The following is a 13,040-nucleotide window of genomic DNA, read 5'->3' on the forward strand; positions in this document are numbered from 1 at the left end:
GGTCCCACCATGGGGCAGCAGAAGATCCCGGCGGCCATAGTCGGCCCCGGGAACATAGGCACCGACCTGCTGGCGAAGCTCGCCCACAGCCAGGTGATCGACGTCCGGTATGTCGTGGGCATCGTCGAGTCCGACGGTCTGGCCCGCGCCCGCGCCCGCGGCATCGAGGCCAGCGCGGAAGGGGTGGACTGGCTGCTCCGACAGGACCCGCTCCCGCAGATCGTGTTCGAGGCAACCTCGGCCAAGGCCCACGCCGCCAGCGCCCCGCGCTACGCGGAAGCGGGCATCCAGGCTGTCGACCTCACCCCGGCGCACCTGGGCCCCATGGTCGCGCCGGCCGTCAACGGCGCTGACCACATCGCGTCGCCCAACATCTCGATGATCACTTGCGGCGGCCAGGCCACCATCCCGATCGTGCACGCCGTCTCCCGGATCACACCGGTGCCCTATGCGGAGATCGTCGCATCCATCGCGTCCCGCTCGGCGGGTGCGGGCACCCGTGCGAACATCGACGAGTTCACGCATACCACCGGGCAGGCCGTGGCCGAAGTCGGTGGCGCGACCCGTGGCAAGGCGATCATCATCCTCAACCCGGTCGAGCCGCCGATGATCATGCGGGACACCGTGTTCTGCATGATCGGCGACGACGCCGACCGAGCAGCGATCACCGCCTCGGTCCACGAGATGGTCGCCGCGGTCCAGGAATACGTGCCCGGCTACACGCTGCGTGCCGAGCCCCAGTTCGACGAGCCGACCGAGGCCTGGGGCGGGCACGCCCGGGTCGCGGTGTTCCTCGAGGTGAAGGGCAACGGCGACTACCTGCCGCCCTTCGCCGGGAACCTCGACATCATGACCGCCGCGGCTGCCCGGATCGGCGAGCTGATGGCCCGCGCCAAGCTGGAGGTCTCCGCATGACCCGCCCCGTGCTGCGCGACGACGTCCGCATCATCGACACCACCTTGCGCGACGGCAGCCACGCCGTGGCGCACCGCTTCACCGAAACCCAGGTCCGCGACACGGTCCGCGCGCTGGACGCCGCCGGGATGGAGTGGATCGAGGTCAGCCACGGTGACGGCGTCGGCGGTTCCTCATTCAACTACGGTTTCTCCGGCACCGACGAGATGAGCCTGATCAAGGCTGCCCGCGAGGAGGCCCGCCGGGCGAAGATCGCCGTCCTGCTGGTCCCCGGCATCGGCACGGTCGACGACCTCAAACGTGCCCACGACGCCGGCGCCGAGATGGTCCGCGTGGCCACCCACTGCACCGAGGCCGACGTCTCCCCGCAGCATTTCGCCGTGGCCCGGGAGCTGGGCATGGAGACCGCCGGGTTCCTGATGATGGCCCACAAGACCGACCCGGAGAACCTGGCGAAGCAGGCCCGGATCATGGTCGACGCCGGATGCCAGGCACCGTACGTCACCGACTCCGCCGGCGCTCTGCTCATGGACGACGCGCGCGCTCGCTTCGAGGCCCTGGTCGCCGAGGTCGGTGACGAGGCCTGGGTCGGTTACCACGGTCATCAGAACATGAGTTTGGGCGTCGCCAACTCCGTGATCGCGCACCAGGCCGGCGTCCGCTACATCGACGGCTCACTGTGCGCGCTCGGTGCCGGCGCGGGAAACTCCCCCACCGAGGTGCTCGGGGCGGTGTTCGACCGGCTCGGCGTCGCGACCGGGCTCGACGCCGGGCTGCTGCTCGACGCTGCCGAAGAGGTCGTCCGGCCGTACCTGAGCCGGTGGCCGAAGATGGACCGCAACGCGATCGTGCAGGGCTGGGCAGGGGTCTACTCAAGCTTCCTGCTGCACGCCGAGCGCGCAGCCGAGCGGTACAAGGTCCCCGCGCACGCCATCTTGCGCCGCTGCGGCGAGCGCGGCTACGTCGGTGGCCAGGAGGACATGATCATCGACATCGCCATCACGCTGGCCGAGGAGCAGACCACATGACCGATACGACGGCCAAGGCCCACGCCCTCTACGAGGCCCGGCGCACCCGTACCGCGATCCCGCCGTTCACCGACGCCGAACCCGATCTCGGCATGGACGACGGCTACGCCATCCAGCAGGAGCTTGTGCAACTCCTGCTCGCCGACGGCGATCGGGTCGTGGGGCACAAAGTCGGGCTCACCGCTGCCCCGATGCAGAAGGCGCTCGGCATCGACACTCCCGATTACGGACCGGTTCTGGCCTCCACCCTCTACCGCGACGGGGACGTGGTCCCGCTCGACGCGTTCGTCGCACCCAAGGTCGAGGCCGAGATCGTCTTCGTTCTGGGCGACCGGCTCGAGGGCCCGGGTGTCACCGTCATCCAGGCCCGGGCCGCCATCGCGGGTGCCGTGGCCGGGATGGAGATCATCGACTCCAGGATCGCGGACTGGCGGATCAAACTCGCCGACACCGTCGCCGACCTGGCGTCGAACGGCGCCATGGCCACCTCCAGTCGCATCGTGCCGCTCGACGACGGTCCGAACAGCTGGGATCCCCGGCTGGCCGGGATGGTTCTGACCCGCAACGGCGAATTGGTCGACACGGGCGCCGGCGCCGCCGCGCTGGGAGACCCGGTCGCCGTCGTCGCGTGGCTGGCGAACACCCTGGGCGAGCACGGGGTTGCCCTGGAGCCTGGGCACCTGATTCTGACGGGCGCGCTGCACGCGGCCCTTCCCATGAACCCGGGCGACGTGTTCCGGGCCGAGTTCGACCGGCTGGGCCCGGTGACGGTGAGGGTCTCATGAGCGTGAACGTAAGCGAGTTGGCCGCCCGGCTGAGCAAGGCCGTTGCGGATCGTACCGCCATTACCAAGCTGACCGACGAGTTCCCCGACCTCGACATCCCCACCGGCTATCGGGTGCAGCGCGAGCTACGGTCCGCGACCGGACAGATCGCCGGCTGGAAGCTCGGCGTCACCTCACGTGCCAAGCAAGCCCAGGTCGGAGTGGACAGCCCGATCTACGGCTTCCTGCCGGCCACGGGGGAAGTGGACCTCGGCGAGCCACTGGACACCTCGGTACTCATCCAGCCTCGCTGCGAGCCGGAGATCGTGTTCACTCTGGGTCGGGACCTCAAAGGCCCGCACGTCACCGCAGCCGATGTCGTCGCCGCGTCGTCGGGGGTCGCCGTCGGTATCGAGGTTCTCGACTCCCGATTCGTGGACTACGGCTTCACCATGGCCGACGTTGTCGCGGACAACACCTCGGCGAGCCGGTTCGTCGTCGGGGTGCCGGTCTCGACGTCCGGGATCGACCTGCGCCTGGTGGGCGTCCTCCTGGAGAAGAACGGTGAGGTGGTCGCGACCGCCTCCGGAGCGGCGTCGCTGGGCCACCCGGCAGCCGCGGTCGCCTGGCTCGTCCGGCAGCTCGCCGCCGAGGACGAAGGGCTGGCCGCCGGGCAGATCGTGCTCTCCGGCGGACTCACCGCCGCCGTCCCGGTCAGGCCCGGGGACGTCGTCACCGCGACCATCGATCGCCTCGGCTCAGTAGAGCTGGGCTGCCGGTGACCCAACGCCGCAAGCAGGGCGAGCACGGCGCGGGCCCAGCCTCCGGTCGGTTCAGAGTCTGATCTGTTCGTCTGTCCAGCGAGGTCACGTCCAGTAGCAGTCCGTCCAGCGGCCCGCCACGCCGTCTTGTGCCCGGAAACGACGAAAGCCCGGTTCTCTGCGAGCCATCGCAGAGAACCGGGCCTTCTCGTTTACAGGGTGGTGGCGCTCACACGTTCCCCCTTCGGTGGCCCGCTCGGCGAGTTGATGCCGAAGCATCGAGATCTCTGCGTCTTTCGTCGGATTTGAGCGGGCGAGCAGGGCAAGCCATCGGAAGGACATAATTCCCGGCACCCATAAGGTCGCTGAGGTACGGCTTCCGCCGGCTCACGCCGTAGCGTTGACACGGGGAGGGCGGAAGGTGCCGTTCCGCTACCTATTGGACAATTCTGGTACATCTTCAAAGCCAGACGAACTCCAGCAACAGAAGAGAGTGAAAGGGATGGCGAACTCCGATCGGGGGAGGGGCGAGGAAACTCGCATGACGGCCAAACAGGGGCAAAGTCAGACGCTCATAAAAGCCGCTTTACGGCCCAGGTCCCACATGGACGCCCTCTGAGGGAGCGTCGAGGAACTGCCCACAGTGACCTTGCTGTCGTCGAGTTCCTTGGCTTTCAGCAGGGGCTACTCCGGATCCAAGTGGTCCCGGAGCTTGCCAACCCACACGGTCAGTCGCGGCAGCCACCTCGTCGGCACCGCTACCGCGCCATAGCCGAACAGTCTTCCCATACCGTGCCGTTGGGCATTGATTTCCGTTTTGTCGACGAAAACTGTGAAGCTGCCGGGAGAGACTCTTCGGTTACGATGGCTTACCAGAAGCGCCAGGAGTATTGACCTTCGTTCGTACCTGATGGTCGAATCCGATCTCTGAATCCGCAACCCCTGCATCATTATCTTTCCAGACAGCCCTGCCCCCTTCCGGGAGAGTTCGTGAGTCACGACGAGTCTCCGACCGACGTGCCAGCCTCGTTCCACAACGTTGTTCGCCCTACCGGTCACGCACCGTCCGCAACGGATCGTGATCCTTTCGCTGTCACCCGACCCGACCCCACGCTGTACAACGACGACCTTGCCCCATTGCCCTACGAGAAACGTAAGTGGGGCGCATTCGAGATTTTCAACGTCTGGTCGAGCGACCTTCACAGCCTCTTCGGCTACACCCTGGCCGCCACGCTGTTCACGACCTCCGGCCTGAACGGCTGGTGGACGTTCGCGGGCGTCATCCTCGCCGGGGTGATCGTGATGCTGCTGGTGAACCTGACGGGGAAGGCGAGCGTCAAGTACGGCATCCCTTACCCGGTCATGGCCCGGGTGAGCATGGGCGTGCGCGGTGCACAGTTCCCCGCACTGGTGCGGGCCGTCGTCGCCATCTTCTGGTACGGCGTGCAGACCTACTTCGCCTCCACGGCGATCACGCTGCTGATCACCGCGCTCACCGGGTACACGGAGCCGGATGGCGGGGACTTCCTCGGCCTGAGCTCTGTCGCCTGGATCTCCTATTTCATCGTGGTGGTGTTTCAGCTAGGACTCTTCCTCCGGGGTATCGAATGGGTAACCCGCTACCTCAACTGGGCCGCTCCCGCGGTGTACCTGGTCATGGTGGCGCTGGTGGTGATGATCTGGATCCATGCGGGGAACCGACTGCTGCCCGAGCTCGGGAACGTCTTCGCCGGAAACGGTGATGATGGCGGCGCACCGGTCTCGGCGTTCGTGAGCGTGGTCGGCACGATGGTGGCCTACTTCGCCGCAGTGATCATTAACTATGGTGACTTCTCCCGGTTCGTCAAGACCGAGCGGCAGATGAAGCGGGGGAACCTCTGGGGGCTGCCGGTCAGCCTCGCGTTCTTCTCGTTTCTGACACTGGTCATCACCGCGGGCACGGGAGTCCTGTACGGGAAGCCGCTGACCGACCCCACCGACATCGTGAAGCATGTCGACAACACCTGGCTGACGGTCGTCGCGGCGCTGACCTTCTTCGCCGCCACGGTCGGGATCAACATGGTCGCGAACTTCATCCCGCCCGCCTACGACCTGTCCAACACGAACCCCGACATCATCACCGCCCGCGCCGGCGGGGTCATCACGGCGACGGCCGCGTTCGTCGTCGGTGCGTTGTGGCTCCCGGTCATCAGCCACCTGGGAATCGCGAAATTCGTCGAGACCCTGAGCGCTCTGCTCGCCCCGTTCTACGGGATCCTGGTGATCGACTACTACCTGATCCGGAAGCGGCAGCTCAATCTAGAGGACCTGTTCTCGGCTGAACCCGGTACCGCCTACTACTACAGCAAGGGATGGAACCTCCGGGCACTGGCCGCGTTCGGGCTCGCCGCGATCTTCTCCATCTCCACCGTATGGGCGCCTGAACTGAAGGGCCTGACCGGGTACGCGTGGATCTTCGGCGCGGCTCTCGGCGCCGCGCTGCACTATCTGCTCATGCGTGGAGGCGCCGCCCGCGCGGAGCCGGCGGCGGGTTGACGCCACGGGCGCCCCTGACCGGTGGACAGGGGCGCCCGTAGCCCGACATCTGGTCCTTCTCGGCCGTCCGCTACGAGGGCACCGTGCTGGTCGCAAGCCTGAACGAATGGCTATGAGCAGCAGAGGAATCCTCCTCACCGATCACCTTGGAGCCGGGCCGGGAGGGCCAGCGGGCAGTGTGCTCGTCGCGGTCTTGCTGGGCCGGTCGACCGCCGCGAACAATGCTGAGATCCTCGTGCTTCGTCATGAGGCCGCTGTGCTTCGTCGGCAGATCGAGCGGCCGCGGCTGGCACCGGCGTCTGGCCATCGCTGCCTCCCGCGGCACACCCGTCGCGCCTGACGACTCACGAACACGGTGATCTTCCACGGTGGCCCGGGCAGGTGATCCGATAGCGCTGCCGTGGAGGCGGGGTTTGTGACGGTTCTTGTGGGCCCCCGCCGTATGTCAAAGGGATACCCGCGCTGTTCTGCCAGCGGCAGAACACCGGCCGGACCGGGCTCGATGCTCACTACAGTCCAGCCGGTCCGATGGCCCCCAGGACCCCCGACGATGCATACAGCCTCAGCGAGGACGACCACCTGCCGTCTGCCGACGTTGTGCTTTCCGAATACTTCATCCGCCGATGCCGGCCTCCTTCAAGATCTCCCAGACGGTGGACGCGCCCACCTTCACACCCGGCACGAGCAGTTCCCCGTGCAGGCGTCTGCACCCGCAGCTCGGGTTCTCCTTCGCCAAGCGAAGTACCAGGACGCGGATGGAGCGCACTGTGCGTGGCGGTCCCGGGCGTTTGGGTCGGCAGGAGGCGGCATGGCGGCGCGCGATGAGGGGGCGGTGCCAACGCAGTATCGTGTCGGGGCGTACGAGCAGCCGTAACTGTCGCAGGACGTGCAGGGGCAGCCGGTGCAGCAGCGCCGCCAGGAACGCGATCGCTCGGCGTGAACCGGATCTTGCCCTTGCCGAGTTGGCGTTCCAGTACGGTGATCTGGTGGCGCAGGGCGAGGATCCCCGCCTCCGTGTCCCGGTCGGTCATCGGCGGCAGGCGCAGCATCGCGAACGCGTTCGACACACCCGGGTAAGCCAGTCGCAGCAGCACGATCGATCATCATGGGGCGCTGACGGCAGCTGCGCGAGAGCGCCAACTCGAGCGACTGCGGCCAGATTTCGGGAAGCTCGATGCACCGGCTCCCACCAGGAGGGATGAGGTTTCCGGCAAGGGCAGCGCCGCAATCACGACAGCCTGATGTGACGACGCCAGTAGGTGTCCAGGTCTGGGGAGCCGCGGATTTCTTATGTCAGCCTTACCTTACCTTGCTCTGGAGGAGTCGGTCAGGCAGGCGAGACCCCGCTCAGCTCGACGTCATCCGCCGCACCCGGCACCTGCTGCGCACTCCACCACGGAACGATCAGGTCTGACCTCGCCGCCCGAGCCGCCCCCGCAACGCGCATCAGCCCGGGAGGTGGGCTTACGGTGGAAGAGTGATCGCGCGGATGTCCGTCCTAGGCCGATGAGCGGATCTGAACGGATCGAAGCAATGACCAGACCGACCAAGACAGCCCCTCGCGCCGGCGCATCCTCCCGGGGGCAGGCATCGGCTCCGGCCGCGAGGAAACGCCCCCGCGGTCCCCGCGCCGCGGCCGAGGTCGTGTGCGCGCGCCATTCGGTGACCGTCGAGATCGATGGGCGGCGGATGGAGCTGCCGTCGGAGGAGCAGCTCTGCTTCCTCGCCGGGCTCGGCGTTATCGCCGCCATCGGGATCATCGAATGGCCGGTCGCGGCGGCCATAGCGATCGGGCACGGGCTGGCCCACAGCCAGCACGGGAAGGCGCTGCGCGAGTTCGGAGAGGCACTGGAAGAGGCATGACACAGCGCACACCGGACACGCCCCACCCACCGAACGCGCCGGACTTCCCCTCGATGATCGTTCCGGTCGGGCATGTGGAGCCCGTACCGCGCCGCATCCGTGGCTTCGTGGCCGGGCGTCCCATCTTCGACACCGTGCGGGCGCGCTATGTGTGGCTCTGGCCCGGCTATCCGCAGTACTGCGTGCCTCGCGGCGACATCGTCGAGGGGGCGCTGGCCGACGAGGGCCGGAGCATGGCGCTGAAGGTCGGCGGAGCGCGCCGCCAGACCCTCCAGCTGGGCTCGCTCACCCGCCCCGGCGCGGCCTGGGAGTGGGGCGAGGACGCGCCCTCCGGCATCGTGGGCCATGTCAGCTTCCGTTGGGAGGCCCTCGACGCCTGGTTCGAGGAGGACGAGCAGGTCTTCGTCCACCCCAGGAGCCCGTACACCCGCGTCGACGCGCTCCGGTCGGGCCGTGCCGTACGCGTCGAGCTGGACGGCGTCGTGCTCGCCGACGCCCCGAGCGCGGTGATGGTGCTGGAGACGGGGCTCCCCACGCGCTACTACCTGGACCGGGTGCATCTGGACTGGACGCGCATGGTACCCACCGAGACCGTCACGAGCTGTCCTTACAAGGGCATGACGAGCGGCTACTGGTCGGTCCGGACCGACACCGCCACCCATCCGGACCTCGCGTGGGCCTATGACTTCCCGACCTGCCAGGTGTCCCCCATCGCGGGGCTGGTCGCCTTCTACAACGAGAAGGTCGACCTCTATCTGGATGGCAGGGCACTTCCCCGGCCCGACCCGATCAGCAGGGCGAACTGGGAGACGGAACACCGCCAGGCGTAGAACACCTCCTGCCCGGAAGGGCTCTGGGCCGCTGCCCAGGGCCCATCCGCGTGTCCCGGCAATAAACGTGACGCTCCGTCAGTTCCACTCGCAGAACCCTGTAGGTGCCAAGAGCTGCGTCCGTGCTGGTCACGCCCCGTGCCGGTACTCGTGCAGAAGGCCGTCGAGGTGATCGCGTCGATGGACGTGGAGATGGGTGAGCTGGTCGGGTTCGATGATCGGTTCCGGTGCTGGGTCCATGCCGTGCTCCTTGAGGATGTTCCACACGGTGGCGGCGGCCACCTTGATCCCGAGGGAGGTAGCACAAGAGCACGGATGGATCCTTGCAGCGTTTTGCGGAGTGCGCGGTTCAATGCGGGATTTCGTCCGGGCCTGTATGGCCTCAATGGGCTGGTAGCCGTGTGAGCGGTACAGGTAGGGGGCTGCCAAGTTGGCGACGCCCGTCTCCAGCTGTCTATGGGTGGCTTCGTATGCTCGCAGTGCGGGGGAACCGGAAGTCGATCTTCGGAGGCGAACGACTATGTCGGAACAGCGTGTTGTCCTGGTGACGGGCGGGGGAACAGGAATCGGGGCCGCCACCGCCCGGCTCCTGCGCACCGCCGGACACCAGGTGGTGATCTCCGGGCGGCGGCCCGAGCCACTGCGCCGGGTGGCCGAGGAGACCGGAGCGCTGGCCCACCCTTCCGACGCCACCGACCCCGAGGCCGTGCGTGAACTCGTCGAGACGACGGTGACGGCCTACGGGAGACTCGACGGTGTGGTGCTCAACGCCGGAATTGGACGGGGCGGCGCGATCGGCGACACCACGGTCGAGGACTGGGAAGAGCTGATACGAACCAACCTCACCGGCCCGTTCCTGCTGCTGCGTGCCGCACTGCCGCATCTGCTGGCGGCCCGCGGTGCGGTGGTCGCGGTCGCCTCGGCCGCCGCGCTCCGCAACAGCGTCGGCAACGCCGCCTATGCGACGTCCAAGGCGGGTTTGCTCCACCTCTGCCGCTCCCTCGCCGTCGACTACGGGCCGCAGGGGCTGCGGGCCAACGTGGTGTGCCCGGGCTGGGTGCGTACGGAGATGGCCGACCAGCGGATGGAGCGGTTCGCGGCGGAGGCAGGGCTGGCAGGCGGTGCCGAGGCGGCGTACGAGGAGGCAAACCGGCTGACTCCCGCCGGGCGGCCTGGTGAGCCGGAGGAGGTCGCCGAGGCGATCGACTGGCTGCTGTCGCCCGCCGCGTCCTACGCCAACGGGGCCGTCCTCGCCGTCGACGGCGGGGTGACCACGGTCGGTGTCGGCGGTGCCGCCTTCGACCACCGGATCGAGGCGCGCACCCCGCGTCTGTAGCGGACGACCGGAGAGGCCCGTCCCACAGGGCTCGTGGCAGGCTTGACCCCATGACAGGGGCCGGGGCCCGCAGGAAGAGGCTGGCCTCAGCGGAGCCCCATCGGAAGCCGTGCTCGTCGCCGGGGATCTCACTGCCGGCGACGTGGCATCCCATTGGCCTGCAGAGCGCTCGGGTCGCGGCCTCACGGAGGCGACATGACCTTGCGGGTGCCGGAATCTGTGTCACCCTATGCGACCTGCGTGTATTCGTGAATGCGTCGCCCGATCGCTCGGCGTGAACCGGACCTTGCCCTTGCCGAGTTGACGTTCCAAATCCGTGACCTGTGGCGCAGCGAGGACCTCCGCGCACTTGTCCCGGCCGGACATCGCAGCAGGTGAAGCGTCGCGAACGCGTTCTCACGCCCAGGTAAGCCGGTCACTAGCATGATCGATCATCATGACGCGGTGAGCGCCAGGTGCACCGCGCGCACCCCCTCCCACCAGGGCGGATGACATTTTCGGCAAGCGCAGCGTTGGTCGCGGCGAGGCAGGTCAGGATGCCGCCGGGGCCTTGCACAACTGAAGACGCTGGTACGAGCGTCGGCCAAAGTCGAAGACCTCTGATCAAGCGCTCACCTGCGTGGATGAATGACCGGCACCCGCAGGATCGTCACGGTGCGCGGGATCGGCTTCAGGTTCTGCAATGAGATGTGCAGCGGTCCCGGGCGGTGCCATGGCGACGGGATCAGACGGTTTCGTGCAGCGCCTCGGCGGTGGCCGTGGAGGAGATGCCGGCGACGGGCCCCTGATAGAGGATCTGCCCGCCGTGCTTCCCGGGGCCGGGGCCGAGGTCGATGATCCAGTCGGCCTGTCGGATGACGTCGAGGTTGTGCTCGATCAGCACGACGGTGTGACCGTGGTCCACCAGGCTGTCGAGGTGGCTCAGCAAAGTGTCGATGTCGCGTAGGTGTAGGCCGGTAGTGGGCTCGTCGAGGATGTAGAGGGTCGGGCCGGTGGATTCCCGTAGTTCCTTGGCGATCTTCACTCGCTGGCATTCACCTCCGGAGAGGGACGTGAGGGGCTGACCGAGTCGGAGGTAGCCCAGGCCGACCTCGTCGAGGTGGCGCAGCGCCTTCGTGACCGTGCGATCGGAGAGCCTGTCGATGGCGTCGGTGATCGTGAGGTCGTCGATGTCGGCGATGGACAGCCCGTCGACCCGGTACTCCAGGACCTCGGGCGTGAACCGGCGCCCCTGGCAGGTCTCGCAGACCGTTTCCTGATCCTCCATGAACGCCAGGTCGGTGGAGACGATCCCGAGGCCCTTGCACTCGGGGCAGCCGCCCTCGGAGTTGGCACTGAACAGGCTGGCCGGTACCTGGTTGTGGCGTGCGAAAACCTTACGGATGGGGGTCGCGATCCCGGTGTAGGTGATGGGGGTCGAGCGGCGGTTGGTGCTGACCTGCTTCTGGTCGATCACGACCGCGTCGTGCTGGGCGACGAGTTCGCTCGCGAGACTGGATTTCCCGGAGCCGGCCACGCCGGTGAGCACGGTTGTCACTCCCGTCGGAATGTCCACGGTCACGTTCTTGAGGTTGTTGCGCGTGGCGTCGGCCACGGTGATGTGTCCCCGCGGCGCCCGCGGATCGTTCTTGATGGGCCGGCGTCGTGACAGCGCCGCCGCTGTGGCGGTGCCGGCCGTGCGGAGGCCATGGAAGCTGCCCTGGTAGACGAGCGTCCCGCCGTGCGCGCCCGCGAGGGGCCCGACCTCGATGATCTGGTCGGCGATGGCCATGACGGCGGGGTCGTGCTCGACCACGAGGACGCTGTTGCCCTTGTCCCTGAGCTGCTTGAGCAGCTCGGTCATGGAGGAGACGTCGTGAGGGTGCAGGCCGACGGTGGGTTCGTCGAATACGTAGAGCATCTCGGTGAGGCTGCTGCCCAGGTGCTTGACGGTCTTGATCCGCTGGGACTCGCCGCCCGAGAGCGTCGTGGTGGCGCGGCCGAGGTGGAGGTAGCCGAGCCCGATGGTGATCATCGCCTGGAGACGTTCCGTCAGCGCGGCCACCACCGGTGCCACGGTCGCGTCGGTCACTCCCGTCACCAGCTCCGCGAGCTCATCGACCTCCATCCGCGCCATCTCGCCGATGGTGTGGTCGAGCACCCTGGCCGCCCGGCTCGCCTTGTTGAGACGGTCCCCGCAGCAGTCCGGGCACACCTCGGAACGGGTGAACTTGGCGAGGGCTTGCTTCTTGCGGTCGTTCATGTCGTCGGAGGTGCGCAGGTAGATGCGCTCGAACCGCTCGACGATGCCCTGGTAGCCCTTGGGAAGCCGGTTCGCCGGCGACCCGGCGGCCCCGATGCCGTACAGCAGCGCGTCCCGCTCGGTCCGGCTCCAGCGGCGCAGCGGCTTGTCGACGTCGAAGACGCCGATGTCGGCGAAGTTCGTGTACCAGTAACCGCCGACGGCGAACCCGGGCAGCAGGACGGCGCCCTCGCCCAGCGACCTGTCCAGGTCGATGAAACGGTCGACGGCGCTGGCCACGACCTCGCCGATGCCCGAGCAGGTGGGGCACCTGCCGGCCGGGTCGTTGAAGGAGAAGTGGCTGGACTCGCCGACGCGCGGTGTGCTCACCCGTGAGAACAGCAGCCGGAGGTAGGTCCAGGTGTCTGTGATCGTGCCGACCGTGGAGCGGGCGTTCCCGCCCAGGCGCCGCTGGTCGATCACCACCACCGGGGAGAGCCCCTCGATCTCGCCGACCTCGGGGCGGGTCCACTTCGGCAGCCGGTTGCGGATGTAGGGCGGGAACGTCTCGTGCAGCTGGTAGCCCGCCTCCGCTGCGATCGTGTCGAACACCAGCGACGACTTGCCCGAGCCCGACACGCCGACGAAGACCACGACCTGTGAGCGGGGCACGTCCACGTCGAGGTCTTGCAGATTGTGGGTACGGGCTCGCCTGATCCGGATCGCTCGGTTGGACATATTCCGGACCGTATCGCGAGATGTGGACGGAAAGTGGCCGCGACTGTCT

Annotated in this window: 9 protein-coding genes; 8 read left to right on the forward strand and 1 reads right to left on the reverse strand. The window is 67.7% G+C overall.

From position 1 onward, the window contains the following. Nucleotides 1-9: 9 nt before the first annotated feature. The 8 genes from ACH4SI_RS00520 (at nt 10) to ACH4SI_RS00555 (ending at nt 10,032) form a co-directional block, all read left to right on the forward strand. Nucleotides 10-915, forward strand: a complete 906-nt coding sequence (locus ACH4SI_RS00520) for an acetaldehyde dehydrogenase (acetylating) (protein WP_398290957.1) — start codon at nt 10-12, stop codon at nt 913-915. Beyond that, nucleotides 912-1,943 carry a 4-hydroxy-2-oxovalerate aldolase gene (gene dmpG, locus ACH4SI_RS00525; RefSeq protein WP_398290959.1) on the forward strand — a complete coding sequence of 344 codons (1,032 nt, stop codon included), beginning with the start codon at nt 912-914 and terminating at the stop codon, nt 1,941-1,943. Before ACH4SI_RS00520 ends, dmpG begins: the two co-directional genes overlap by 4 nt. Next, a complete protein-coding gene (locus ACH4SI_RS00530; protein ID WP_398290961.1) occupies nt 1,940-2,728 on the forward strand; it encodes a 2-keto-4-pentenoate hydratase in 789 nt (262 codons plus the stop codon). Before dmpG ends, ACH4SI_RS00530 begins: the two co-directional genes overlap by 4 nt. Beyond that, nucleotides 2,725-3,489 (forward strand): 2-keto-4-pentenoate hydratase, encoded by a 765-nt coding sequence (locus ACH4SI_RS00535; protein ID WP_398290963.1) that lies wholly within the window; start codon nt 2,725-2,727, stop codon nt 3,487-3,489. The genes ACH4SI_RS00530 and ACH4SI_RS00535 overlap by 4 nt, the downstream gene beginning before the upstream one ends. A 969-nt stretch (nt 3,490-4,458) precedes the next feature. Further along, the gene (locus ACH4SI_RS00540; RefSeq protein ID WP_398290965.1) at nt 4,459-6,003 is read left to right on the forward strand and encodes an NCS1 family nucleobase:cation symporter-1; all 1,545 of its coding nucleotides are present in this window, start codon (nt 4,459-4,461) and stop codon (nt 6,001-6,003) included. Nucleotides 6,004-7,665: 1,662 nt separating this feature from the next. Next, entirely contained in the window at nt 7,666-7,866 is a 201-nt protein-coding gene (locus tag ACH4SI_RS00545) for a hypothetical protein (RefSeq protein WP_398290967.1), read from the forward strand. Beyond that, complete coding sequence (locus ACH4SI_RS00550) at nt 7,863-8,696, forward strand: DUF427 domain-containing protein (RefSeq protein ID WP_398290969.1); 834 nt, start codon at nt 7,863-7,865, stop codon at nt 8,694-8,696. Before ACH4SI_RS00545 ends, ACH4SI_RS00550 begins: the two co-directional genes overlap by 4 nt. Before the next feature lie 520 nt (nt 8,697-9,216). After that, nucleotides 9,217-10,032, forward strand: a complete 816-nt coding sequence (locus ACH4SI_RS00555; RefSeq protein ID WP_398290971.1) for an SDR family NAD(P)-dependent oxidoreductase — start codon at nt 9,217-9,219, stop codon at nt 10,030-10,032. Between the two features lie 724 nt (nt 10,033-10,756). Here ACH4SI_RS00555 and ACH4SI_RS00560 read toward each other — a convergent pair. Beyond that, nucleotides 10,757-12,991: an ATP-binding cassette domain-containing protein gene (locus tag ACH4SI_RS00560; RefSeq protein WP_398290973.1), complete on the reverse strand. Its 2,235-nt coding sequence runs from the start codon at nt 12,989-12,991 to the stop codon at nt 10,757-10,759. Nucleotides 12,992-13,040: the final 49 nt, after the last annotated feature.

It is taken from the genome of Streptomyces sp. NPDC021212 (assembly GCF_044332925.1).
In the GTDB taxonomy this organism is placed as follows: Bacteria; Actinomycetota; Actinomycetes; order Streptomycetales; family Streptomycetaceae; genus Streptomyces.

Coding starts and splice junctions, on each gene's coding strand:
- ACH4SI_RS00535 (WP_398290963.1), top strand. CDS start 2,725: ATGAGCGTGAACGTAAGCGAGTTGGCCGCCCGGCTGAGCAAGGCCGTT.
- ACH4SI_RS00520 (WP_398290957.1), top strand. CDS start 10: ATGGGGCAGCAGAAGATCCCGGCGGCCATAGTCGGCCCCGGGAACATA.
- ACH4SI_RS00560 (WP_398290973.1), bottom strand. CDS start 12,991: ATGTCCAACCGAGCGATCCGGATCAGGCGAGCCCGTACCCACAATCTG.
- ACH4SI_RS00550 (WP_398290969.1), top strand. CDS start 7,863: ATGACACAGCGCACACCGGACACGCCCCACCCACCGAACGCGCCGGAC.
- ACH4SI_RS00555 (WP_398290971.1), top strand. CDS start 9,217: ATGTCGGAACAGCGTGTTGTCCTGGTGACGGGCGGGGGAACAGGAATC.
- dmpG (WP_398290959.1), top strand. CDS start 912: ATGACCCGCCCCGTGCTGCGCGACGACGTCCGCATCATCGACACCACC.
- ACH4SI_RS00530 (WP_398290961.1), top strand. CDS start 1,940: ATGACCGATACGACGGCCAAGGCCCACGCCCTCTACGAGGCCCGGCGC.